At 71.6% G+C, this 22,685-nt stretch carries 29 protein-coding genes and 1 other RNA gene; 16 read left to right on the forward strand and 14 right to left on the reverse strand.

What is annotated here, in order from left to right; genetic code table 11:
* The first annotated feature begins 2 nt into the window (after nucleotides 1-2).
* From BLW43_RS01460 to gluQRS, 4 genes are read left to right on the forward strand one after another with little or no spacing between them, the layout of a single operon-like run.
* Nucleotides 3-989 (forward strand): glycoside hydrolase family 3 N-terminal domain-containing protein, encoded by a 987-nt coding sequence (locus BLW43_RS01460; RefSeq protein ID WP_245730870.1) that lies wholly within the window; start codon nucleotides 3-5, stop codon nucleotides 987-989.
* Nucleotides 979-1,785: a segregation and condensation protein A gene (locus BLW43_RS01465; RefSeq protein WP_093247696.1), complete on the forward strand. Its 807-nt coding sequence runs from the start codon at nucleotides 979-981 to the stop codon at nucleotides 1,783-1,785. The genes BLW43_RS01460 and BLW43_RS01465 overlap by 11 nt, the downstream gene beginning before the upstream one ends.
* Nucleotides 1,782-2,432 (forward strand): SMC-Scp complex subunit ScpB, encoded by a 651-nt coding sequence (gene scpB, locus BLW43_RS01470; RefSeq protein ID WP_093247697.1) that lies wholly within the window; start codon nucleotides 1,782-1,784, stop codon nucleotides 2,430-2,432. Before BLW43_RS01465 ends, scpB begins: the two co-directional genes overlap by 4 nt.
* 9 nt (nucleotides 2,433-2,441) lie before the next feature.
* Nucleotides 2,442-3,299 carry a tRNA glutamyl-Q(34) synthetase GluQRS gene (gene gluQRS / locus BLW43_RS01475; protein ID WP_093247699.1) on the forward strand — a complete coding sequence of 286 codons (858 nt, stop codon included), beginning with the start codon at nucleotides 2,442-2,444 and terminating at the stop codon, nucleotides 3,297-3,299.
* 5 nt (nucleotides 3,300-3,304) lie between these two features.
* Here the strand turns inward: gluQRS and hisI are convergent, their stop codons facing one another.
* On the reverse strand, nucleotides 3,305-3,655 hold the full coding sequence (gene hisI, locus BLW43_RS01480; RefSeq protein WP_093247701.1) for a phosphoribosyl-AMP cyclohydrolase: 351 nt from the start codon (nucleotides 3,653-3,655) through the stop codon (nucleotides 3,305-3,307).
* A 92-nt stretch (nucleotides 3,656-3,747) separates the two neighbouring features.
* On the opposite strand from hisI, the gene BLW43_RS01485 reads away from it, so the two are divergent.
* The gene (locus tag BLW43_RS01485) at nucleotides 3,748-4,209 is read left to right on the forward strand and encodes an iron-sulfur cluster assembly scaffold protein (protein ID WP_093247703.1); all 462 of its coding nucleotides are present in this window, start codon (nucleotides 3,748-3,750) and stop codon (nucleotides 4,207-4,209) included.
* A gap of 90 nt (nucleotides 4,210-4,299) precedes the next feature.
* On the opposite strand, the gene rpsI is transcribed toward BLW43_RS01485, so the two are convergent.
* Complete coding sequence (gene rpsI / locus BLW43_RS01490; RefSeq protein WP_093247705.1) at nucleotides 4,300-4,785, reverse strand: 30S ribosomal protein S9; 486 nt, start codon at nucleotides 4,783-4,785, stop codon at nucleotides 4,300-4,302.
* Between the two features lie 2 nt (nucleotides 4,786-4,787).
* Nucleotides 4,788-5,267, reverse strand: coding sequence for a 50S ribosomal protein L13 (gene rplM, locus BLW43_RS01495; RefSeq protein WP_093247707.1), 480 nt, complete (start codon nucleotides 5,265-5,267; stop codon nucleotides 4,788-4,790).
* A gap of 218 nt (nucleotides 5,268-5,485) precedes the next feature.
* Between rplM and BLW43_RS01500 the strand changes: the two genes are divergently transcribed.
* Nucleotides 5,486-6,340: a TIGR01459 family HAD-type hydrolase gene (locus BLW43_RS01500; RefSeq protein ID WP_093247708.1), complete on the forward strand. Its 855-nt coding sequence runs from the start codon at nucleotides 5,486-5,488 to the stop codon at nucleotides 6,338-6,340.
* A gap of 119 nt (nucleotides 6,341-6,459) precedes the next feature.
* Here the strand turns inward: BLW43_RS01500 and BLW43_RS01505 are convergent, their stop codons facing one another.
* From BLW43_RS01505 to BLW43_RS01535, 7 genes are all read right to left on the reverse strand, one after another.
* Nucleotides 6,460-7,239: a succinate dehydrogenase iron-sulfur subunit gene (locus BLW43_RS01505; RefSeq protein WP_093247709.1), complete on the reverse strand. Its 780-nt coding sequence runs from the start codon at nucleotides 7,237-7,239 to the stop codon at nucleotides 6,460-6,462.
* A gap of 15 nt (nucleotides 7,240-7,254) precedes the next feature.
* Nucleotides 7,255-9,054, reverse strand: coding sequence for a succinate dehydrogenase flavoprotein subunit (gene sdhA / locus BLW43_RS01510; RefSeq protein ID WP_093247710.1), 1,800 nt, complete (start codon nucleotides 9,052-9,054; stop codon nucleotides 7,255-7,257).
* 25 nt (nucleotides 9,055-9,079) lie between these two features.
* Nucleotides 9,080-9,460, reverse strand: coding sequence for a succinate dehydrogenase, hydrophobic membrane anchor protein (sdhD, locus tag BLW43_RS01515; protein ID WP_093247712.1), 381 nt, complete (start codon nucleotides 9,458-9,460; stop codon nucleotides 9,080-9,082).
* Nucleotides 9,461-9,473: 13 nt separating this feature from the next.
* The gene (gene sdhC / locus BLW43_RS01520; protein WP_093247713.1) at nucleotides 9,474-9,857 is read right to left on the reverse strand and encodes a succinate dehydrogenase, cytochrome b556 subunit; all 384 of its coding nucleotides are present in this window, start codon (nucleotides 9,855-9,857) and stop codon (nucleotides 9,474-9,476) included.
* A gap of 126 nt (nucleotides 9,858-9,983) precedes the next feature.
* Nucleotides 9,984-10,190, reverse strand: a complete 207-nt coding sequence (locus BLW43_RS01525; RefSeq protein WP_093247714.1) for a DUF1737 domain-containing protein — start codon at nucleotides 10,188-10,190, stop codon at nucleotides 9,984-9,986.
* A 4-nt stretch (nucleotides 10,191-10,194) separates the two neighbouring features.
* Entirely contained in the window at nucleotides 10,195-10,761 is a 567-nt protein-coding gene (locus tag BLW43_RS01530) for an NnrU family protein (protein WP_093247716.1), read from the reverse strand.
* Nucleotides 10,762-10,828: 67 nt separating this feature from the next.
* Complete coding sequence (locus BLW43_RS01535; protein WP_175478707.1) at nucleotides 10,829-11,407, reverse strand: GNAT family N-acetyltransferase; 579 nt, start codon at nucleotides 11,405-11,407, stop codon at nucleotides 10,829-10,831.
* A 212-nt stretch (nucleotides 11,408-11,619) separates the two neighbouring features.
* On the opposite strand from BLW43_RS01535, the gene BLW43_RS01540 reads away from it, so the two are divergent.
* Together BLW43_RS01540 and BLW43_RS01545 are read left to right on the forward strand one after the other, a co-directional pair.
* A complete protein-coding gene (locus BLW43_RS01540; RefSeq protein WP_093247719.1) occupies nucleotides 11,620-13,116 on the forward strand; it encodes a CoA-acylating methylmalonate-semialdehyde dehydrogenase in 1,497 nt (498 codons plus the stop codon).
* A 200-nt stretch (nucleotides 13,117-13,316) separates the two neighbouring features.
* Nucleotides 13,317-13,631, forward strand: coding sequence for a hypothetical protein (locus BLW43_RS01545; RefSeq protein ID WP_245730871.1), 315 nt, complete (start codon nucleotides 13,317-13,319; stop codon nucleotides 13,629-13,631).
* A 13-nt stretch (nucleotides 13,632-13,644) separates the two neighbouring features.
* Here BLW43_RS01545 and BLW43_RS01550 read toward each other — a convergent pair whose 3' ends face one another.
* Complete coding sequence (locus tag BLW43_RS01550; protein WP_093247720.1) at nucleotides 13,645-14,826, reverse strand: MalY/PatB family protein; 1,182 nt, start codon at nucleotides 14,824-14,826, stop codon at nucleotides 13,645-13,647.
* A gap of 128 nt (nucleotides 14,827-14,954) precedes the next feature.
* On the opposite strand from BLW43_RS01550, the gene def reads away from it, so the two are divergent.
* The 3 genes from def to BLW43_RS01565 are packed head-to-tail and all read left to right on the forward strand — an operon-like array spanning nucleotide 14,955 to nucleotide 16,693.
* On the forward strand, nucleotides 14,955-15,485 hold the full coding sequence (def, locus tag BLW43_RS01555) for a peptide deformylase (protein WP_093247721.1): 531 nt from the start codon (nucleotides 14,955-14,957) through the stop codon (nucleotides 15,483-15,485).
* Nucleotides 15,485-16,405: a methionyl-tRNA formyltransferase gene (gene fmt, locus BLW43_RS01560; RefSeq protein ID WP_093247723.1), complete on the forward strand. Its 921-nt coding sequence runs from the start codon at nucleotides 15,485-15,487 to the stop codon at nucleotides 16,403-16,405. Before def ends, fmt begins: the two co-directional genes overlap by 1 nt.
* Nucleotides 16,406-16,456: 51 nt before the next feature.
* Nucleotides 16,457-16,693, forward strand: coding sequence for a GlsB/YeaQ/YmgE family stress response membrane protein (locus BLW43_RS01565; RefSeq protein ID WP_093247724.1), 237 nt, complete (start codon nucleotides 16,457-16,459; stop codon nucleotides 16,691-16,693).
* Here the strand turns inward: BLW43_RS01565 and nudC are convergent.
* Entirely contained in the window at nucleotides 16,690-17,619 is a 930-nt protein-coding gene (nudC, locus tag BLW43_RS01570; RefSeq protein ID WP_093247725.1) for an NAD(+) diphosphatase, read from the reverse strand. The two genes, BLW43_RS01565 and nudC, sit on opposite strands and share 4 nt — an antisense overlap.
* Nucleotides 17,620-17,731: 112 nt before the next feature.
* Between nudC and ffs the strand changes: the two genes are divergently transcribed.
* The 5 genes from ffs (at nucleotide 17,732) to recR (ending at nucleotide 21,410) form a co-directional block, all read left to right on the forward strand.
* Nucleotides 17,732-17,828: signal recognition particle sRNA small type (gene ffs / locus BLW43_RS01575), an RNA gene on the forward strand.
* 63 nt (nucleotides 17,829-17,891) lie between these two features.
* Nucleotides 17,892-18,341, forward strand: coding sequence for a methyltransferase family protein (locus BLW43_RS01580; protein ID WP_093247727.1), 450 nt, complete (start codon nucleotides 17,892-17,894; stop codon nucleotides 18,339-18,341).
* A 67-nt stretch (nucleotides 18,342-18,408) separates the two neighbouring features.
* Nucleotides 18,409-20,385, forward strand: coding sequence for a DNA polymerase III subunit gamma/tau (locus BLW43_RS01585; protein ID WP_093247728.1), 1,977 nt, complete (start codon nucleotides 18,409-18,411; stop codon nucleotides 20,383-20,385).
* Between the two features lie 68 nt (nucleotides 20,386-20,453).
* The gene (locus BLW43_RS01590; protein WP_093247729.1) at nucleotides 20,454-20,792 is read left to right on the forward strand and encodes a YbaB/EbfC family nucleoid-associated protein; all 339 of its coding nucleotides are present in this window, start codon (nucleotides 20,454-20,456) and stop codon (nucleotides 20,790-20,792) included.
* Nucleotides 20,793-20,819: 27 nt separating this feature from the next.
* Nucleotides 20,820-21,410, forward strand: a complete 591-nt coding sequence (gene recR, locus BLW43_RS01595; protein ID WP_093247731.1) for a recombination mediator RecR — start codon at nucleotides 20,820-20,822, stop codon at nucleotides 21,408-21,410.
* A gap of 4 nt (nucleotides 21,411-21,414) precedes the next feature.
* On the opposite strand, the gene BLW43_RS01600 is transcribed toward recR, so the two are convergent.
* Both BLW43_RS01600 and BLW43_RS01605 read right to left on the reverse strand, forming a co-directional pair.
* Nucleotides 21,415-21,798, reverse strand: a complete 384-nt coding sequence (locus BLW43_RS01600; RefSeq protein ID WP_093247733.1) for an HIT domain-containing protein — start codon at nucleotides 21,796-21,798, stop codon at nucleotides 21,415-21,417.
* Between the two features lie 72 nt (nucleotides 21,799-21,870).
* Nucleotides 21,871-22,680 carry a transglycosylase SLT domain-containing protein gene (locus BLW43_RS01605; protein ID WP_217632074.1) on the reverse strand — a complete coding sequence of 270 codons (810 nt, stop codon included), beginning with the start codon at nucleotides 22,678-22,680 and terminating at the stop codon, nucleotides 21,871-21,873.
* Nucleotides 22,681-22,685 lie beyond the last annotated feature (5 nt).

Here is a 22,685-nt window from a genome sequence, read left to right on the forward strand (position 1 = left end):
CGGTGAACGCCGCCCGCGCCGCGATCTTCGGCCTGTCCGGCCCGACACCAACGCCCATGGAGCGGGATTTCTTCCGGGCCGCCGACCCTTGGGGCTTCATCCTCTTCGGCCGCAACGTCGAGACGCCGGGGCAGCTTTCCGCGCTCTGCGCCTCCCTGCGCGACGCCGTGGGCCGCGACGCGCCGATCCTGATCGACCAGGAGGGCGGCCGCGTCGCCCGCCTGCGCGGGCCGGTCTGGCGCGAGTGGCCCGACGTCGCCGACCACATCGCCGCCACGCCGCCAGGGGCGCGCGACGCGATGCTGCGCGACCGCTACCGCGCCATCGCGCTGGAGCTTTCCGCCTGCGGCGTGGACGTCAACTGCGCGCCGGTGCTCGACGTCGCCGCGCCCGACTGCCACCCTTTCCTCACGCCGCGCGCGCTGGGTTCGGATGCGGAGACGGTGGCGCGCCATGGCCGGGCCATCCGCGAGGCCATGGCCGGGGGCGGCGTCAGCGCCGTCGTGAAGCACATCCCCGGCCACGGGCGCGCGCGCGTCGACAGCCATCGCGAATTGCCGGTGATCGAAGCCGACATCGAGACGCTGCGCGCCGTCGACTTCGCGCCGTTCCGCGCCAACGCCGACGCCGCCATGGCGATGACCGGACACCTGATGCTGCCGGCCATCGACCCCGACGCCTGCGCCACCTTCTCGCCGGCGGTCATCGAGGTCATCCGCACGGAGATCGGTTTCGACGGCCTGCTGATGACCGATGACCTTGCGATGGGCGCGCTGAGCGGGACCGCCGCCGAGCGCGCCGCCCGCGCGCTGAAGGCCGGCTGCGACCTCGTGCTCCACTGCACCGGCGACCGCGCCGAGATGGAGGCCGTCGCCGAGGCGGCGCCGCGCCTGGCGGGCCGAGCCCGCGACCGCGCCGACGCCGCCCTCGCCGCCCGCCCCGGCAGGCCGGAAACGGCTCCGAGCATGGAGCGCGCCGATGCCCGATGATTTCGCGCCCGGGGCGATGCACCCCCCGCCGCTCGACCCCGACGCCGAGGCGCTGCTGGTCGACGTGGACGGCTTCGAGGGTCCGCTCGACCTGCTGCTGACGCTGGCGCGCAGCCAGAAGGTCGACCTGCGCCGCGTCTCGGTGCTGCAGCTCGCGGAGCGCTACCTCGCCTTCGTCGCCGCCGCCGAGCGCCTGCGCATCGAGCTCGCAGCCGACTACCTGGTGATGGCGGCCTGGCTCGCCTTCCTGAAGTCGCGCCTGCTGCTGCCCCAGCCCGCGCAGGGGCCCGGCCCCAGCGCCGAGGACATGGCGGCCCGGCTGGCCTTCCAGCTGGAGCGGCTGGAGGCGATGCGCCGCGCCGCCGCGCGCCTTTTCGGCGGCGACCTGATGGGCCGCGACCGTTTTCCGCGCGGCGCGCCCGAGACGGCCGGCCAGACCACGACGACCGAGTGGCGCGCCGAGCTGATGGACCTTCTGCGCGCCTACGCCTCGGTCAAGACGCGCGACGCCTATGAGCCGCTGCACATGAAGCGGCCGGCGGTGCTGACGCTGGAGGACGCCTTCGCCAGGCTCCAGCGCCTGCTCGCCGTCACCGCCGAGGACTGGCGCGCGCTGAGCGCGATGCTGCCGGCCGACTGGCTCACGACGCCGCAGCGCCGCCGCAGCGCCTGCGCCTCCACCTTCGCCGCGACGCTGGAGCTCGCGCGAAGGGGCGTGCTCTCGCTAAGGCAGGACGCGCCCTTCGCCCCGGTCTACCTGCGCGCCAAGGCATTCGACGCGGAGCAGCCGTCATGAACCACACCCCCTCGCAAGGCCTGTTCGACGCCCCGCAGGAGGCTGAGCAGGAGCGCATGGTCGAAGCCCTGCTCTTCGCCAGCGCCGAACCCCTAACGCCGCGCGCGCTCGCCGATCGCCTGCCCGAAGGCGCCGACCCCGCCGCCACGCTCGCCCGGCTTCAGGCGCGCTATGACGGCCGCGGCGTCACGCTCTGCCGCGTGGGCGAGGCCTGGGCCTTCCGCACCGCGCCCGATCTCGGCTTCCTGATGAACCGTGAGCAGAGCGAGACCCGCCGGCTCAGCCGCGCGGCGATGGAGACGCTGGCCATCGTCGCCTATCACCAGCCCGTCACCCGCGCCGAGATCGAGGAGATCCGCGGCGTCGCCGTCTCCAAGGGCACGCTCGACCTGCTGCTGGAGCTGGGCTGGGTGAAGCTCGGCCGCCGCCGCTTCTCCCCCGGCCGCCCCGCGACCTTCATCACGACGCAGGCGTTCCTCGACCATTTCGGCCTGAGCGCGGCGACCGACCTGCCCGGCCTCAAGGAACTGCGCGAGGCCGGGCTGCTCTCGGGCCGTCAGGACGTCGCGATGCCCGGCGGGATCACCTCCGCCATGGCCGACGCCGAGCCGCCCCGCGGCCCCGACATGGACGAACTTTTCGACTGAGCCGCCGCCATGGCGCCGGCGCCGCCCCCTGTCGAACGCTTCGCCCCCAGCCCCACCGGCCTGCTGCATCTCGGCCACGCCTTTTCGGCGATGCTGGCGCATGACGCGGCGCGGCAGGCCGGCGGCCGCTTCCTCCTGCGCATCGAGGATCTCGACGAGGGCCGCGCCCGCGAGACGTTCGTCGACGCCATCTTCCGCGAACTCGGCTGGCTGGGGCTGCGCTGGGAGAGGCCGGTGATGCGCCAGTCAGCCCGCGCCGACGCATACAGCGCGGCGCTCGACCGGCTCGCTGCGCGCGGGCTGCTCTACCCTTGCGTCTGCACCCGCGCCGACATCGCCGCCGCCGCCGCGCCGCAGGAGGGCGACGCGGCCGCCGTCTATCCCGGAACCTGCCGCGGCGCCGCCGTCGACCCGTCAAAGCCCGCCGCGCTCCGACTCGACCTCGCCTCGGCGTTCGCCGCCGCGCCGCCCGGCCTCGCACTCGACGAGATCGGCGCCGGCCCGAACGGCGAGACCGGCCGCCTGCCGCTCAACCCCGACGCGCTGCTGCGCGGCCTGGGCGACGTCGTGCTGGCCCGCAAGGACGGCTTCGCCGCCTATCATCTCGCCGTGGTCGTGGATGACGCGGCCCAGGGCGTGACCTGCGTCACCCGAGGCGAAGACCTGTTCGAGGCCGCGCCGCTGCATCGCCTGCTGCAGGCGCTGCTCGGCCTCGCCCCGCCGGTCTGGCGCCATCACCAGCTGATCCGCGACGGGTTCGGCCGCCGCCTCGCCAAGCGCGACGACGCCCGCTCGCTGGCCTCCCTGCGCGAGGCCGGCGCGACGCCGGCAGGCATCCGCGCGAGGCTCGGCCTCCCGGCGGCCTGAGCGCCTCAGATCGCCGTTTCCGCCCCCTCGCGCACCGCCGTGAAGAAGCAGGAGCGCCGCCCGGTGTGGCAGGCCGGCCCGGTCTGATCGACCAGCAGCAGCAGCGTGTCGCGGTCGCAGTCGAGCCGCATCTCCACCAGCCGCTGCACATGGCCCGACGTGTCGCCCTTGCGCCAGAACGCCCGGCGCGAACGCGACCAGTAGACGACGCGCCCCTCCGCCAGCGTGCGCGCGACGCTCTCGGCGTTCATCCACGCCACCATGAGCACCTCGCCGGTGTCATGCTGCTGCGCGACAGCCGTGATGAGCCCTGCGGCGTCGAACCTGAGCGAGGCGGGGTCGAACGGTTCCGGCATCGGCCACCTTTCACGTCTGCAAGCGCGCGCTTTAACATTCGCGCGCGCCGCGCTATCTAACCCAACCAACGATACGCGCAGGGAGCCTGAGCATGGCTGACGGTCAGGATCTTATCCAACTCTACTCGCGCCGCATCCTCGCGCTCGCGGCCGACCTGCCGCACGCCGAGCGGCTCGACGCGCCGGACGGCAGCGCCACGAAGCGCTCCCCGCTCTGCGGATCGACCGTCACGGTGGACGTGACGCTTGACGGAGACCGCATCGCCGGCTTCGGGCAGGACGTCAAGGCCTGCGCGCTTGGCCAGGCCTCCGCCTCGGTGCTGGGCGGGGCCGTGATCGGTCGCACCCGCGACGAGATCGCCGGCGCGCGCGACGCGCTCAAGGCGATGCTGAAGCAGGGCGGCGAGCCGCCGGCGGTCCCCTTCGACGGGCTGGAGGCGCTGCGCCCCGCCGCCGAGTACAAGAATCGCCACGCCTCGATCCTGCTGGCGTGGGACGCGACGCTCGGCGCCATCGACGCGGCCGCCGCGTCGGCCCACGCACGCACGTCCTGACGCTCTTCCGGGCGGTCGCCGCGCCGCGCCCGAACTCCCCGAAAGCATACGGCCCGCCGATAGGCGGGCCGTCGTCGTTTTCCCCTCGGCTCAGCGCTTGGAGAACTGGAAGCTCCGCCGCGCCTTGCGCTTGCCGTACTTCTTGCGCTCCACCACGCGGGCGTCACGGGTGAGGAAGCCGGCGGCCTTCAGCGCGGGGCGCAGCGTGGGATCATAAAGCGTCAGCGCCTTGGAGATGCCGTGCTTCACGGCGCCGGCCTGGCCCGAGAGCCCGCCGCCCTTCACCGTTGCGTAGACGTCGAACTGCCCGGCGACGTTGGCGACCGTGAAGGCCTGCCCGATCACCATCTGCAGCACCGGCCGCGCAAAATACGCCGCCATCTCCTTGCCGTTGACCATCACCGCGCCGCGGCCCGGCTTCACCCAGACGCGGGCGATGGCGTCCTTGCGCTTGCCGGTGGCGTAGCTGCGGCCGAGCGCGTCGCGCTTCGGCTCGCGGACGAGCGCGATGTCTGCGTCGAGATCGCTGTCGGCGACGGCCTCTTTCAGGTCGTCAAGGGTGCGGATGTCATCCATGCTCAGGCGCTCCGGTCAGCGGAGGAACGGGTGTTCTTCGGGTTCATCGCGGCCACGTCAAGGGGAAGCGGCTGCTGCGCCTCGTGCGGGTGCTCGGCGCCGCCATAGACGCGCAGGTTGGAGAGCTGCTTGCGGGTCAGCGGGCCGCCCGGCATCATCCGCTTCACGGCCATCTCGATCACGCGCTCGGGGTGCTTGCCCTCAAGCACCTTGCCGGCGGTGGTCGACTTGATGCCGCCCGGATAGCCGGTGTGGCGGTAGTAGGTCTTGTCGGCGCGCTTGTTGCCGGTCATCTGGACCTCGCGCGCGTTCACGACGATCACGTTGTCGCCCATGTCCATGTGCGGGGTGAAGCTGGGCTTGTGCTTGCCGCGCAGGCGCATGGCGATGATGGAGGCGAGACGGCCGAGGACGATGCCCTGCGCGTCGATCACCACCCACTTCTTGTCGATGTCCGCCGGTTTGGCGCTGAAGGTTTTCATGTTTTCGCTTTCGCTCGAAAGACGCATGGGCGCCCGCGTTGTCCAGCGCGGTGGATAGCGATTTCGCGGCGCTTGTCAATCTTGCGACACCGCGATTCTGCGTGCAAAGCCAATATGCTGACATATGGGGTATCTCAATACCACGCATTTGCGCAGCGCCGCGTTGACCCCGGGGCCGCGCGGCCCTATCCCCGCGACATCCATTCGCGGAGGGCGGCGTGACGCGCATCATCGAAAGCCTTGAGGACGTTGCGGACCACTACGACGCGCTCTACTGCGATCTCTGGGGCTGCTATCATAACGGGCTGGCCCCCTACCCGGCCGCCGTGGCGGCGCTGCGCGCGTTCCGCGCCGCGGGCAAGACCGTGATCCTGATGACCAACGCGCCACGCTCGGCCGACCAGGTGGCAGGCCATCTCGCGCGCATGGGCGCGCCGACCGACACCCATGACGCCATCGTGAGCTCCGGCGACGCGGCGCGCGCCGAGGTCGCCTCGCACCGCTTCGGGCGGCGCGTGCACTATCTCGGGCCGGAGCGCGACCTGAGCTTTTTCGACGGGGCCGAGGTCGAACTCGTTGCCGCCGAAAAAGCCGAGAGCGTCATCGCCGTCGGCCTGCGCGACGACAGCTTCGAGACCCCGGCCCATTACGCCGACGACATCGCGCTGTGGAAGTCCCGCGCGCTGCCGATGCTGTGCGCCAACCCCGATCTCATCGTCGACCGCGGCGAGACGCGGCTCTACTGCGCCGGCGCCGTCGCCGCCGCCTATGAGGCCGCCGGCGGCGTCGTGACCCATTCCGGCAAGCCGCACGCGCCGATCTACCGTCTTGGCGCCGCCAGGCTGAACGACCTGTGCGGCGCAGGCCCGCACCGTGTGCTCGCCGTGGGCGACGGCATCCGTACCGACGTGCTCGGCGGCCTAAACCACGGCTTCGACAGCATCTTTCTCGCCGGCGGCATCGCCCATGACGTGATCGGCGGCGACCCCGAGAACCCCGACCCGGAAGCGGTAGCCCGGTTCATCGCGGCGGAAGGCGTGAGGCCCACCTACGCCATGGGTCGGCTGCGCTGAGCCCGCCCTGCAGGCGGAGCGCCTCCCTCACCCCCTGAGGGCCCAACGAAAGAGCGCCCGCACGAGGCGGGCGTCCATTGCGGCCAAGGGCGCCGGGCGGCGCGAGCGGGTCAAGCGCCTCAGAGCGTGCGCTCGACCATCATCTTCTTCACCTCGGCGATCGCCTTCGCCGGGTTGAGGCCCTTCGGACAGGCCTTGGCGCAGTTCATGATGGTGTGGCAGCGGTAGAGCTTGAACGGATCCTCCAGCGCGTCGAGCCGCTCGCCAGTGGCCTCGTCGCGGCTGTCGATCAGCCAGCGATACGCGTGCAGCAGCGCGGCCGGACCAAGATACCGGTCGCCGTTCCACCAATAGCTCGGGCAGGAGGTCGAACAACAGGCGCACATCACGCATTCATAGAGGCCGTCGAGCTTCTTGCGGTCTTCGATGGACTGCCGCCACTCCGTCCCCGGCGTCGCCGTCTTTGTCTCCAACCATGGCTGGATCGCCGCGTGCTGCGCGTAGAAATGCGTCAGATCGGGGATCAGATCCTTGATCACGGGCATGTGCGGCAGCGGGTAGATCTTCACGTCGCCGGAGATCTCGTCGATGCCCTTGGTGCAGGCGAGCGTGTTCAGCCCGTCGATGTTCATCGCGCAGGAACCGCAGATGCCCTCGCGGCACGAGCGCCGGAAGGTCAGCGTCGGGTCGATCTCGTTCTTGATCTTGATGATCCCGTCGAGAACCATCGGCCCGCATTTGTCGCGATCGATGAAATAGGTGTCGACGCGCGGGTTGTCGCCGGTGTCCGGATCCCACCGATAGATGCGGAACGCCTTGACGTTCTTGGCGTCTTCGGGTTTCGGCCACGTCTTCCCGGCCACGATCCGGGAGTTTTTCGGCAGGTTGAACTCAACCATGATGCAGGCTCCCGGTCAGTACACTCGCGCCTTGGGCGCAATCTTGGCCATTTCGATGCCGTTCGACAGCGGCTCCAGATGAACCGGCCGATAGCCGAGCGTCACATGTCCGGTGTCGGACAGCCAGGCCAGCGTATGCTTGCGCCATTCGGCGTCGTCGCGGCTGGAATAGTCCTCGCGGGCGTGGGCGCCGCGGCTCTCCGTGCGCGCTTCCGCCGAATAGACGGTCGTGATGGCGTTCGCCATCAGGTTCTCGAACTCCAGCGTCTCCATCAGGTCGGAGTTCCAGATCATCGACCTGTCCGTGACGCGGATATCTGCCGCCTCCTGCCAGATGCCGCTGATGCGCTGGCAGCCCTGCTTCAGCGTCTCCTCGGTGCGGAACACGGCGGCGTCTTCCTGCATCGCGCGCTGCATCTTGTCGCGCAGGCTCGCCGTCGGGGTGTCGCCGCTCGAATGCCGGATGCGGTCGAACCGCGCCATCGCCTTGTCGAGCGCGTTCCTGTCGAGGTCCGGCGCCGCCGTGCCGCGCTCGACGGTCTGGCCCGCCCTGATCGCCGCCGCGCGTCCGAACACCACGAGGTCGATCAGCGAGTTCGAGCCGAGCCGGTTCGCGCCGTGCACGCTCGCGCAGCCCGCCTCGCCCACGGCCATGAGGCCGGGAACGACAGCGTCCGGGTCGCTCTCGGTCGGTCGCAGCACCTCTCCCCAGTAGTTCGTCGGCACGCCGCCCATGTTGTAGTGAACCGTCGGCAGGACCGGGATGGGCTCTCGCGTCAGGTCGACGCCGGCGAAGATGCGCGCGCTCTCGGAGATGCCGGGCAGACGCTCGGCGAGAACTTCGGGCGGCAGGTGGTTGAGATGCAGGTGGATGTGATCCTTGCGCTCGCCGACGCCGCGGCCCTCGCGGATCTCCATGGTCATGCAGCGCGAGACGACGTCGCGCGAGGCGAGATCCTTGTAGGTCGGCGCATAGCGCTCCATGAAGCGCTCGCCCTCGGAGTTGGTGAGGTAGCCGCCCTCGCCCCGCGCGCCCTCGGTGATCAGGCAGCCGGCGCCGTAGATGCCGGTGGGGTGGAACTGCACGAACTCCATGTCCTGCAGCGGAATGCCGGCGCGCGCCGCCATGCCGCCGCCGTCGCCGGTGCAGGTGTGCGCCGAGGTGGCGGAGAAGTAGGCGCGACCATAGCCCCCGGTCGCGAGCACCACCATCTTGGCGCGGAAGCGGTGCACCTGGCCGCTTTCGAGATCCCAGGTCACGACGCCGACGCAGGCGCCCTCATCGTTCATGATGAGGTCGGTCGCGAAGTGCTCGATGTAGAACTCCGCGCCCTGCTTGAGGCTCTGGCCGTAGAGGGTGTGCAGGATGGCGTGGCCGGTGCGGTCGGCGGCGGCGCAGGTGCGCTGCACCGGCGGGCCCTCGCCGTACTCCGTGGTGTGGCCGCCAAAGGGGCGCTGGTAGATCTTGCCGTCCTCGGTGCGCGAGAACGGAACGCCGTAGTGCTCGAGCTCGTAGACAGCCTTCGGCGCCTCGCGCGCGAGGTACTCCATCGCGTCGGTGTCGCCGAGCCAGTCGGAGCCCTTCACCGTGTCGTACATGTGCCACTGCCAGCTGTCGGGCCCCATGTTGCCGAGGCTCGCGGCGATGCCGCCCTGGGCTGCGACCGTGTGGCTGCGCGTCGGGAACACCTTGGTGACGCAGGCCGTGCGCAGGCCCTGCTCCGCCATGCCGAGCGTCGCCCGCAGCCCCGAGCCGCCGGCGCCGACCACAACGACATCATAGGCGTGATCGACGTAATCGTATGAATTAGCCATGTCTTTCCCCGTCAGGCCGCCCGCGTCACGCGCTCAGCGCAATTTTCGCCACGCCGAATGCGCCGGCCAGGCCCACGATCCAGCAGAAGCCCGAATTCGCGAGCAGCAGGCCCGTCCGCCAAGCCCTGTGGTGGACATAGTCCTCGATGACCACCTGCAAGCCCTGCTGAAGGTGGCGGAACGTCACGCCGATCAGCAGAAGCATGACCAGCGCGTTGAACGGGTCGGCGTAGGTCGCGAGCACCGCGTCGCGCCCCGCCCCGATGGCGCGGCCGAGCGGCAGGATCGCGAGCAGCGTGAGCGGGATCAGCGCGATGGAGCTGACGCGCTGGCTCCACCAGTGGCCGACCCCCTCCTTCGCCGAGCCGAGGCCGATCACCCGGCTCATGGGCGTCTGATAGCTCATGACGATTTCCCCCTCAGACCAGCGCGACGGTGAGCGCGGTGAGCGCCGCGGTCGCGGCGATGATGAGCTTTCCAGACTGGTCGACCTTGTCGAGTTCGAAGCCGTAGCCCGCGTCCCAGGCCAGATGCCGCAGCCCGTTGCAGAAGTGATACCACAGCGCCGCGGTTGAGCCGATCAGCAGCAGCGCGCCGAGCCAGGACGTCATCAGCCCGTCGACGAAGGCGAAATATTCCGCGCTCGTCGCCGCCGCCAGCAGCCACCAGGCCACCAGCGCCGCGCCGAGCGTCAGTCCGACGCCGGTGATCCGATGCATGATCGACATCACCATGTTGAGTTCGGGCTTGTAGACCGAAAGATGGGGCGAGAGCGGCCGCGCGCCCCGGTTCACGTCTGCCATGAACGTCTCCTTGCCCGCCCCGGATGATACCGGAGCGTCCTGGGATCGGCGCCCGCTCGCGAGTCGCCGCAGCGCACAATCGGCCGATGCGGACCGCAGGACAAGCCGCCCGCCTGTCGCAGCGCGTTACCGCTCGCCGAGCTTCATCGCCGGATCATAGGCTTCGTCGACGTCCTTGATCACCGCTTGGCCGCAGCGCATGACGCCGCGGGCCGCATCGAAGGCGTAGGACGGCCCGCCATGCAACGCCCAGCCGGCCGCCAGCGCCGCGCTGACCTTGTGGCAGAAGGCGGAGTCGTCGTCGCCGCTCAGGAATCGGTACAGCGTCGCCATCGCCTCAGCCCGGGAACGGCCAGACGCCGAGCCAGTTGTGCGCGGCCGTGACGGCGAGGAAGACCACGACGGCGGCGCCGGCATGGGCGAGGTCGCGGGTGCGCGCCGCGGGCTCGGGCTTCACCCGCGCCCCGTCGCGCTTGTTGATCATGATCACGCTGACGACGGCCCAGGCGAGCAGGCCGCCGAACAGCACCAGAGATCTCAGGTCGCCGTTGACCAGCAGATGCGCGATCGCCCAGGTCTTGAGGCCGATGAGCTGGGGGTGGCGGATGGCGCGCGCCACGGCTCCCCCGAACGGCCCCGCGATGAAGATGCCGACGGCGACCAGCATCAGCAGATTGTTGACGTGCACGAGAAACGGCGGCGGGAACCACAGGATCGGGCCGCCGGCCGCAGCGCCGTAGCCGTAGATCATCAGCAGCAGCCCGATGAGCGAGACCACCGTGTAGCCGATCTTGAAGCCGCCTTCGCCGAAGCGTTCGGCCAGCGCCGCGCGCGTGTGAGGACGCGCCGTCGGGATCAGATGGACGGCGCAGAACAGCGCCAGCCCCAGGATCAGAATCGCCATGGTCGCCCCTCTCGTTCAGACCCGAGGACCATTGGCGCGGGGGCGCGCGGTCTTCAAGCCGAAACCGTCAGAGGAACGGCGCCATCCCGCCTCCGCCGAAGCGCCTCAGGCTCCATCGCCATGCGTCCTCCAGCGCCTGCATCGCCTCCGCCGTGTGGCTGAGCAGGTTCGGGGCCTCGGCGGCGATCACGCCCTCCGCGTCCGCGATGTCGAACTCGAAGGCGGCGCCATTCGCCTGCGCCGCGCGCAGCATCGGCAGGTTCCGGCGCGTGGTGTGGATCAGCAGCCTGCGCACGCCGCGATTGCGCGACCAAAGGAGCGTTCGGGCCACGAGTTCGGTGCCGACGCCCCGGCCGCGATACGACTGCTCGACCTCGAAAGCCGCCTCCGCTTCGGTCTCGCCCGGCGCAAAAGCCACCTCCGCGGCGGCCCGCAGCGTTCCACCGTCGAACCATCCCAGCACGCGGCCCGGCCGCCGCAGGGCCTCTCGGGCGTGCGCCTCGATGCGATGATCGCGCACCACGCCGTGGAAGCGTGAAACGCGATCCTCGGGGCTCAGCCGCTTCAGGTGGGCGGTGTAGTGCACCCAGTCGAGCGACCAGAGTTCGCGAAACACGCCCCCATGTCGCCTGCGTCTCTCGGTCATGGTCATCTGCGCAACACCCTCGCCAATGGCGCGGCCGCCGCCACTCCCGTCGCCCTCCCAGGCGTTCTTCGCAGACGCGATTTACCTCACGGAGGTAATCGCTTTATGAACGTCGAAAAGCCGCTGACCCCGCAAGCCCACGATGCTTGCGGCGCAGGGCTGGCGTATGAAGGCCGCGGGCGACTGGCCCTTCAGCGGCGGAAAGGGAGACGATGCAGGACCTCACGCACTTCATTGACGGCGCGCATGTCGCAGGCCGGTCGGGGCGCTTCGCCGACGTCTTCAACCCTGCGACCGGGGAAGTCGAGAAGCGCGCGCCGCTCGCAAGCGGCGACGAGGTCCGCGCCGCGGTGGAATCGGCGCTGAAGGCGCAGCCCGGATGGGGCGCGACCAACCCGCAGCGCCGCGCGCGCGTCATGATGCGCTTCGTGCAGCTGCTGCAACGCGACATGGACAAGCTCGCCGAGGCGCTCTCGCGCGAGCACGGCAAGACGCTGCCGGACGCGCGCGGCGACGTGCAGCGCGGCCTGGAAGTCGCGGAGTTCTGCATCGGCGCGCCCCATCTGCTGAAGGGCGAATACACCGAGGGCGCCGGGCCCGGCATCGACATGTACTCCATGCGCCAGCCGCTCGGCGTGACCGCCGGCATCACGCCGTTCAACTTTCCGGCCATGATCCCGATGTGGAAGTTCTGCCCCGCCATCGCCTGCGGCAACGCCTTCATCCTCAAGCCCTCCGAGCGCGACCCGTCGGTGCCGCTGATGCTCGCCGAACTGATGATCGAGGCGGGGCTGCCGGCGGGCGTGCTCAACGTCGTCAACGGCGACAAGGAGGCGGTGGACGCGATTCTGGACGACCCCGACATCGCGGCGGTCGGCTTCGTCGGCTCGACGCCCATCGCCCACTACGTCTATTCCCGCGGGACGGCGGCGGGCAAGCGCGTGCAGTGCTTCGGCGGCGCCAAGAACCACATGATCGTGATGCCCGACGCCGACCTCGATCAGGCCGTCGACGCGCTGATCGGCGCCGGCTACGGCGCGGCGGGAGAGCGGTGCATGGCGATCTCCGTCGCCGTGCCGGTGGGCGAGGAGACGGCCGACAGGCTCGTGGCGAGGCTCGCCCCGCGCATCGAAGCGCTGAAGGTCGGCCCCTACACCGCCGGAGAGGACGTCGACTTCGGGCCGGTGATCACGCCGGAGGCGCTGACGCGCATCAAGAGCCTCGTCGATCGCGGCGTGGAGCAGGGCGCGGAGCTTGTCGTGGATGGCCGCAACTTCTCGTTGCAGGGCTACGAGAACGGCAACTTCATGGGCGGCTGCCTGTTCGACCGCGTGACCCGCGACATGGACATCTACCGCACCGAGATCTTCGGCCCGGTGCTGTCGGTGGTCCGCGCGGCGACCTACGAGGAGGGACTCGGGCTCGCCATGGACCACGAATACGGCAACGGCGTCGCCATCTTCACGCGAGACGGCGACGCCGCGCGGGATTTCGCGGCGCGGGTCAACGTCGGCATGGTCGGCGTGAACGTGCCGATTCCGGTGCCGCTCGCCTACCACACCTTCGGCGGGTGGAAGAAATCGATGTTCGGCGACCTGAACCAGCACGGGCCGGACGCCTTCCGATTCTACACCCGGACCAAAACCGTCACGTCGCGCTGGCCTTCTGGCGTGAAAGAGGGCGCCGAGTTCTCGATTCCGACCATGTAATGGGCACAATACCCCGCAGCGCTTCGAAAGCTTGCGCTGCGGGAGGCCGATCGCGATATTAACGATAACTTCGTCCCTCTTGGGCATGTTGCGGGTAATGACCCTGCCTCGATGACACTTCGATGAAGTCAAGAGTGCAGATCACCCGCGGCGCGTGGAGCGACAGCGACACGCGCGCGCCAGAGCCAGGAGTAGTCTCCATGCGCCTGCCCAGCATCGCCGCCTGCGCCCTCGCGTTCCTGTTCGCCGCTCCCGCGCTCGCCGAGAACGCCGCGACCGGCGCGGCCCCCTGCGCCCCGCGCGATCAGATCGTCACCCAGCTCGAGAAGAAATACGGCGAGACGCGCCGCGGCGCCGGCCTGCAGAACCGCGGCTCCGTCACCGAGGTGTTCGCCTCCAGCGAGACCGGCACCTGGACCATCCTCGTCACCCGCCCCGACGGCGTGTCGTGCGCCGTCGCGGCGGGCGAGGCCTGGCTCGAGGACGTCGCTTCGCTGGAGACGCCCCCGGTCTGAGCCCCGCCGCGCGTCAGCGCAGGTCGGAGAACGCCTCGCCGAGACGGTCGAGCGCGGTGTCGATCACCGAGCGGCTGCAGGCGAGGTTGAACCGCGCCCATCCCTGCCCGCCGGTCCCGAAGCTCGGGCCCGAATTGACGCCGATCCGCGCCGCCTCCTGCAGGCGGCGCATCACGTCGGCCGCGTCGAGCCCGGTCCCGGCGAAGTCGGTCCAGGCGAGGTAGGTCGACGCCATCGGCATGACCCGCGCCCCCGGCGCGCGTTCTGCGACCCCTGCGGCGAAGACGTCTCGGTTGACCGCGAGATAGGCGAGCAGCGCGTCGAGCCATGGCGCGCCGCCGTCATAGGCGGCCTCCGCCGCGAGCATCCCGAACAGGTTTCCGCTCATCGCATGGCCCGCGTCCGCCGCCGCGCGATACCGCCGGCGCAGCGCGGCGTCCGCGATGATCACCTCCGCGACGCTGCCGCCCGCGAGGTTGAACGTCTTGGAGGGCGCGGCGCAGGTGATGAGCCGGTCGGCGACATCCGGCGCCGCGACGGCGGTGGGGACGTGTCGCGCGCCCTCGAACACCAGATCGTGCCACACCTCGTCCGATACGAGGATGAGGTCGCGCTCCGCGCAGAACGCCGCCACGGCGCGCAGCTCCGCGGCCGTCCAGACCGTGCCGCCGGGGTTGTGCGGGCTGCACAGGAAGACGATGCGCGCGTCCGCCGGCAGGTTCGCGCCGAGCGCCTCGAGATCCATCTCGTAGCGGCCCTGGACCTGCCGAAGCGGGCTCTCAACGACGCGCCGCCCGTTGGCGCGGATCAGCGCGCCGAAGGCGTGGTACACGGGCGCGAAGACCACGACGCCCGCGCCGGGCGCGCTGAACGCCTGCACGACCATGCTCAGCGCGGCGCAGACCCCGGGCGAGACAGTCAGCCAGTCCGGCTCGACGGCCCAGCCGTGCCGCCGCGCCATCCAGCCGCAGACCGCCGCGCGCCAGCTCTCGTCGCCGCCGTAATAGCCGAAGACGCCATGGCGCACGGCCTCGGCGAGCCGCTCGCGCACCGGCTCCGGCGCGGCGAACTCCATGTCCGCCACCCACATCGGAATGCCGTCCGGCGCCGTCACGCCGGTGCGCGCGGCCATGGCTTCGTACTTGTTGGCGTGGGTGCCCCGCCGGTCAATCGGATGATCGAAGTCGAACGCCATGCTTCTCCCCTGCGCAACGTGGCGGAAAGCTACGGCGGCGCGTGCGGTGCGGCAATGGCCGCGACAGCCGAAGGCGCCCCGCAAGGCCGGGGATTGACCGGCCTGCTCCGCGTCGCTACCTCGCGCCCATGACGACGCGCCCCATCCTCATCCATCCCGACCCGCGGCTGAAGAAGGTCTGCGCGCCCGTGGCCGTGGTCGACGACGTGGTGACGGACCTCATCGACGACATGTTCGACACGATGTACGAGGCGCCCGGCGTCGGCCTCGCCGCGCCGCAGATCGGCGTCGGCCTGCGCGTGCTGGTGATGGACTGCGCGGCCAAGGACCAGCTCCCCGAGCCGGTCGCGATGGTCAATCCCGAGATCGTAGAGGCGTCCGAGGCGCTCAACGAGCACGAGGAAGGCTGCCTTTCGATCCCCGAGGTCTATGCGCCGGTGACGCGCCCGGCCTCGGTCACGGTGCGCTATCTCGACCGCAACGGCGCGCTGATAGAGCGCAGCTTCGACGAGCTGTGGGCGACCTGCGTGCAGCACGAGATCGACCACCTCAACGGCAGGCTCTTCATCGACTATCTCGGCGCCGCGCGGCGCATGATGATCACCGAGAAGATGAAGAAGCTGAAGCGCGAGCGCGCCAAGGCCGCGTCGGACGCCTGATGCGCATCGCCTTCATGGGCGCGCCGGCGTTCGCCGCCACGGCCCTCGAGGAGTTGGCGGGGCGCGACGGCTTCGAGATCGCGGCGGTCTACAGCCAGCCGCCGCGCCCGGCGGGCCGGGGCAAGAAGCTCCAGCCCACCGCCACGCACGCACTCGCGGAGCGGCTCGGCCTGCCGGTGCGCACGCCGCCCACCCTGCGCGACGCCGGGGCGCAGGCGGACTTCGCCGCGCTCCGCCTCGACGCCGCCGTGGTCGTCGCCTACGGCCTGATCCTGCCGCAGCCGGTGCTCGACGCGCCGCGGCTCGGCTGCGTGAACCTCCACGGCTCGCTGCTGCCGCGCTGGCGCGGCGCGGCGCCGGTCCAGCGCGCGATCATGGCCGGCGACGCGGAGACCGGCGTGTGCGTGATGCAGATGGAGGCGGGGCTGGACACAGGGCCGGTGCTCGCCCGGGCCGCGACGCCCATCGGCCCCGAGGAGACGGCCGGCGCGCTTGCGGCGCGTCTCGCGCTTCTCGGCGCGCCGTTGCTGGCGGACACGCTGACGGCGCTGGAAGCGGGGCTGACGACGCCCGAGCGCCAGCCCGACGCGGGTGCGACCTACGCCGCCAAGATCGACAAGGCCGAGGCGCGCATCGACTGGACGGCGCCCGCGGCACGCCTCGCGCGCCTCGTGCGCGGTCTCAACCCCGCCCCCGGCGCGTGGACCGAGGCGGGCGCCGAGCGCCTCAAGATCCTGCTGGCGCGCGAGGAGCCGGGCGCCGGCGCGCCGGGTGCGCTGCTGGACGACCGCCTGCTCGTGGCCTGCGGCGACGGCCGCGCCCTGCGCATTCTCCGCGCGCAGCGGCCCGGCAAGGGCGCCATGGACGCAGACGAACTGCTGCGCGGATTTCACGCTCCCAAAGGCGGACGTCTCGGCTGACGCGGCGCGCCATGGCGGATAGGCTGCGCCGACGCCTACAGGGGGAACGCGATGCTCGGCTCGGTGATCATGCTGGCGCTGCTCGGCGCCGTCGCAGGCTGGCTTGCGACCCGCATCATGGAGGTGCGCATGAGCGTGCCGCAGACGGTCGCCATCGGCGTTCTCGGCGCGCTCGCAGGCGGCTTCGTGCTGCGCTTCGTCGTGCCGCTGATCGGCAGCTTCATCGGCGCCGTGGCCTGCGCCTGCCTGCTGATCTGGCTGATCCAGCGCTACGGCGCGCGCGGCTAGAACTCCTCCACCTCGCCGGCCACCCAGGCCTCGAGGATCGCCCGGGCGACGGCGCCTTTGCGCGCGGCGGTGAAGCGGCCGGGCTCGCCGCGGAGCGACGCCGCGACCTCCGCCTTCGGCGCCCACAGCGCGTCCTGCAGCTCCTCGTCGGCGCGATGGATGGCGGCGTCGAGCGCCAGACCTGCGCAGCCCAGCATCAGCGAGGACGGGAACGGCCAGGGCTGCGAGCACAGGTAGCGCACCGGCCCGACCGGCACGCCGGCTTCCTCCAGCGTCTCGCGCCGCACCGCGTCCTCGATCGTCTCGCCGGGCTCCATGAACCCCGCGAGCAGGGAGTACATGCCCTCCGGCCAGGCCGCCTGACGCCCCAGAAGGACACGGTCGCCGTGCAGGATCAGCATGATCACGACGGGGTCCGTCCGCGGGAAGTGTTTGGCGCCGCAGGCCCCGCAGCCGCGGCGCCAGCCGCCGTCCTCCATCATCGTCGGCTTGCCGCAGCGGGCGCAGCAGGGGTGGCTGCGGTGCCATTCCAGCACGCCCTTCGCAGTGGCCGCGTCGCCCGCCGCGGCGGCGTCGAGGTCCGACATCAGGCCGCGCAGCTCGCGGAAAATCCCGTGGTCGCCGAGCGGCAGGGTCGCCGGATCGAGAAAGCCCGGCTCGCTCTCCGGGCCTTCGAGGTGGCTCAGGTCGAGCGCGAATCGCGGGCCGTCCGGCGCCATGCCGAGAAACACCGGCGCCTCCCGCGCGCCCGACAGCGCGCCGTCGCCCGCCCCGAGCCACGCGAGCCGCGGCCCGTCGGAGATCAGCGGTTTGCCGCGCCAGAAAGGCAGCACGCGCGCGCCCTCGTCGTCGAGCATCGCGGCGCTGGACGCGCGCAGATGCGTCGCCCGCTCGATCGCGCCGCCGGCGAATAACGCGTCGATCATGGAAAGGGGCCTCTCGGCGGGAACGCTGAGCGCGCAGGATGCACCGCCGCGCCGGCCTGCGCAACGCGAGCCGACCGTTGCGCCCGGGGCCGGTCGTTGCTATCTGAAGCATGAGAGGTTGGCGCGGGCAGGCGCCTCGCCAACCCGGTCAGGTCCGGAAGGAAGCAGCCGTAACGAGCCCCGCTTGGGTCGTTGTCCAGCCTCTCACCCGCCTCTCGTCGCTCCCCTCGGGCCACGCTTCTCCAGCCCCGCTTCTCCAACAAGGTGTCGCGATGCTCCGCGGGCTCGATCTTCCCCCGGTCTGGGGCGCGCTCTTCGCCGCGCTCATCTGGCTATGGGCCGAGAACGTCACGATCGCGCCCCTGCCCGCGACGCCGGCGCTCTGGGGCGGTCGGGCGCTGATCGCCCTCGCTCTCGGGCTCGCGCTCTGGGCGGCGTGGTTCTTTCTGAAGCGCCGCACGCCCATCGAGCCCCGCCAGACGCCCCGCGCCCTGCTGACCGAGGGCCCCTTCGCCTTCACGCGCAACCCGATCTACCGCAGCCTCGTCATGATTCTGGCCGGCTGGGCGCTGATCTGCGGCGAGACGACCGCGTTCATCTTCCCCGCCGCCTACGCCTTGCTGCTGCTGAAGCGCTTCGCGATCCCCGAGGAGGCGATCCTGCTGGAGACCTTCGGCTCGGAGTGGCGGGACTACGCGGCGCGCGTGCGCCGGCGGCTGTGAGCCGCGCGCCTTGCGAGCCCGCCCGCGCGCCCGGTAGTCTCGCGCCGATCTCCCCGGCGAGGACGCGATGACCGACCAGCCCGTGTATCAGGCCCTCGCCCGCAAGCACCGTCCGCAGGACTTCGCGGCGCTGATCGGCCAGGAGGCGATGGTGCGCGTGCTGCGCAACGCCTTCGCATCAGACCGCATCCATCACGCCTTCGTGCTGACCGGCGTGCGCGGCGTCGGCAAGACGACCACCGCCCGCATCATCGCCAAGGGCCTCAACTGCGAGGGCGTGGACGGAAGCGGCGGCCCCACGGTTGCGCCCTGCGGCGTCTGCGAGCCGTGCCGGCGCATCGCCGAGGGGCGCTACATCGACGTGCTGGAGATCGACGCCGCCTCCAACACCGGCGTCGACTTCGTGCGCGACGTCACCGAGATGGCGCGAACCGCGCCCTCGGGCCGCTTCCGCGTGTTCATCCTCGACGAGGTGCACATGCTCTCCACCAGCGCCTTCAACGCGCTGCTGAAGACGCTGGAGGAGCCGCCGCCCCATGTGAAGTTCATTTTCGCCACCACCGAGATCCGCAAGGTGCCGGCCACCATCCTCAGCCGATGCCAGCGATTCGACCTCCGGCGCATCGAGCCGGAGGTGATGATGGGCTACCTGCGCGGCGTGGCCGAGGCGGAGGGCGCGGCGATCGCCAACGACGCGCTGGCGCTGATCACGCGGGCGGCGGGCGGCTCGGTGCGCGACGCGCTGTCGCTGATGGACCAGGCGCTGACGCCCGGCGGGCCGGAGACCAGCGCCGCCGAGGTGCGCGCGATGCTCGGCCTCGCAGACCGCGGCCGCGTACTCGACCTTTTCGAGGCGATCATGCGCGGCGACGCCGCCGGCGCGCTCGCCGAGCTTGGCGCGCAATACGCCGACGGCGCCGACCCGGAGGCGGTGCTGCGCGATCTCGCCGAGGTGACGCACTGGCTCTCGGTCGTGAAGGTGGCGCCAGACGCCGCCGACGACCCCGCCGCGGCGGCGGCGGAGCGCGAGCGCGGCCGGGCGCTGGCGGAGCGGCTCGGCATGCGCAGCCTCGCGCGCGCCTGGCAGATGCTGCTCAAGGCGCTGGAGGAGGTCGCGGTCGCGCCCAACGTCATGATGGCCGCAGAGATGGCCGTGATCCGGTTGACCCATGTGGCGGACCTGCCCAGTCCCGAGGATCTCGTGCGCCGCCTCTCGGCCGGCGGGTCGCCAGGGTCGGCGTCGGCGTCGGCGTCCGGGCCGCGCAACGCCCCCGCGCCCGACCGCAATGGCGACGGAGACGGTTCCGCCGGCCCCGCTCGCGGCGCGGGGCAGGAAGCGCGGATCGCGCAGCCGCCCACCCGCGCGGCGGTCACGGCGGTCTCGGCAGGCGCGGCGGTCTCGGCTCAGCCTGCGCGCGCCGGACAGGCCGTGGCGCAGGCGCCGGCGGCGCGGGCCGAGCGCGCGCCCCACCCTGAACCGCCGCCCGAACCGGAGACCGAGCCGGAGCCGGAGCCGGAGCCGGAGGAGGCGCCCGCGGCCCTCCTTCCCTATGCGGATTTCGACGCGGTGATCGCGCTGATCCGCGCGCGGCGCGATCTCCGCCTGCTGGTCAACGTCGAGCGGGGACTGCGCGTCGCCGAGTGCCGGCCGGGGCGCATCCGAGCCGCTCTCGCCCCGGGAACCGACGCCGCGCTGCTCACGGAGCTCGCCGGCCGGCTGACCGCATGGACCGGCGCCCGCTGGAGCGTCTCGCAGGCGCCGGACTGCGACGCGCCCACGATCGAGGAGCGCCGCGCCGCCGAGGCCGCCGCGATGCGCGCGGAGGCGGCGCGGAACCCGCTCGTCGCGGCCGCCCTCGCCGCCTTCCCCGGCGCCGAGATCGCGACGGTTCGGCCCTTCGCGCAGGAGGTGGACGCTCCCTCGGACACCATCGACGACGAGGGCGACGTCGCGCCCCCGGACGAAGACTACGACGGCGCGCCGCCGCTCGACGCCTACGCCGGCGAGGACTGGTCGCCGTTCGATCCTTTCGAAGAGTCGTAGGCCCGCGACTGGCCGCCCGCCACGGCCTCCGGTAAGCAGACTGACAGGCGAAGGGAGAGGAGCCGGCAATGTTCAAGGGTCTCGGCGACATGGCCAAGCTGATGCAGCAGGCCAAGCAGATGCAGGAGCGGCTTGCCGAGGCGCAGGAGCGCGTCGCCTCGATCGAGGCCGAAGGCGGCTCCGGCGCCGGCCTCGTCACCGCGGCGGTCAGCGGCCGGGGCGAGCTGCGGCGGCTCTCCATCGACCCCTCGCTGATGGTCGAGGGCGAGCGCGAGGTGCTCGAGGATCTCGTGGTCGCAGCCGTGAACGACGCGCACGCCAAGGCGCAGGAGGCCGCGCAGGCCGAAATGGCGAAGATCACCGAAGGCATGGCGCTGCCCCCCGGCATGGCCCCGCCGTTCGGCTGAGCCGGCCGGTGTCCGCCGGTGGCGTCGATGGATGACGGCGGGGAGATTCAGCGCCTGATCGCGCTGATGGCCAAGCTGCCGGGGCTCGGGCCGCGCTCCGCGCGCCGCGCCGTGCTGGCGCTGGTGCGGCGGCGCGAGGCGCTGCTCGCGCCGCTGGCCGAGGCGATGGCCACTGTCGCCGAGCGCGCCAGGCTCTGCGCGCGCTGCGGCAACCTCGACACCACGGAAATCTGCGCGATCTGCCGCGACCCCGAGCGCGACGACGGGCTGATCTGCGTGGTGGAGGAGGTCGGAGACCTGTGGGCGATGGAGCGCGCAGGCGCCTTCCGCGGGCGCTACCATGTGCTCGGCGGCGTGCTCTCCGCGCTCGACGGCGTCGGCCCCGATGATCTGCGCATCCCGGCGCTGGCGGAGCGCGCGGCGACCGCCCGCGAGGTCATTCTCGCCCTGAATGCGACGGTCGACGGCGTGACCACCGCCCACTACGTCGCCGACAGCCTCGCCGCGCTGGGCGTGCCGGTCACCTCGCTCGCGCAGGGCGTGCCCGTGGGCGGCGAGCTCGACTACCTGGACGACGGCACCATCGGCGCCGCCCTGCGGGCGCGGCGGGCGCTCTGAGCCCTCAGTCGGGCACCTTGATCATCCGGCCCAGGAACTTGCCGCCGAAGATGTGGACGTGGAGGTGCGGCACCTCCTGATGGGCGTCCGGCCCTGCGTTGGAGAGGATGCGATAGCCCTCGCCGCCGGCGATCTGGGCATGGCCGAGCATCGCCGCCACCTTGCCCACCGCACGGGTGAAATCCACGATCTCCGCGTCGGACGCCTCCGCGGAGAAGTGGTCGTAGTTGACGTAGGCGCCCTTGGGAATGACGAGCACGTGGGTAGGCGCCTGCGGATTGATGTCCTTGAAGGCCAGGCTGTGCTCTGTCTCATGGACCCGCGCGCAGGGGATCTCCCCGCGCAGAATCCGGGCGAAAATGTTCTGGCTGTCGTACTCATAGGGCATAGGGCGCAATCTCCTGGGCGGCAGGCGTAAAATCTATAGCTGCGCCCGGACCCCCGCGCAAAGCGCCGCGATTCAACTTCGATGCACGATGCAGTAGCCGCCCTGCGCCTTCACGCGCCGGCAGAGCGACTGCGCGGCGGCGCGGCTGTCCCGGCCCACGCGCACCGCCCAGTAGGCGGTCGCGTTGCGCCTCAGGTTGTTGCGCACCAGCATCGGCGATTCGCCCTGCAGGGCGGGGTAGCGCTGCTGCAGGCGCCGGAACGCGGCCAGCGCGGCGTCGCGCGAGACGGCGCCGGCGAGCTGCGCGCCCCACGGCTGCGAAGTCGCCGAGGCGGCGCGGGTCCGCATCACCGGCAGGCGCTCGCAGGCGTCGAGGAAGCCGAGATGCGGCTCCAGCGGCGCAGGCTCGACCTCGCGCCCACCAGGCCGGAACCAGTCCGCCGGGCGATCCGTGATCTTCACGACATAGGCCCGCGTCTCCGCCGGAAGGCCGCGACGCCCCGCCAGCCAGTCGGAGACGCGCGCCTCGCCGGCGTTGTAGGCCGCCGCGGCGCGACCGAGGTCGCCGAAGCGGGCGCGCAGCTCGGCGAGGTAGGCCGCGGCGGCGGGAATCGCCTGCGCCGGATCCCACGGGTCGCGCAGCCCGCGCAGGGCCGCGGTGCCGGGCATGAACTGCGCCACGCCCTGCGCGCCCTTCGGGCTGAGCGCCCGCGCGTCGAAACGGCTCTCGGTCCAGATCAGCCGCGCGAGATAAGGCGCCGGAAGGCCATGCGCCGCCGCCCCGCGCGCGATCAGCCCGCAGATCTCGCGCGCCTCCCGCCCCTGCGCTGACGGGGCGGCCGAGCAGAGCAGACAGGCCAGGAGAAACAGACGCGCCAGCATGGCCC

Origin of the sequence: Rubrimonas cliftonensis, assembly GCF_900107585.1 — a bacterium.
Lineage (GTDB): Bacteria > Pseudomonadota > Alphaproteobacteria > Rhodobacterales > Rhodobacteraceae > Rubrimonas > Rubrimonas cliftonensis.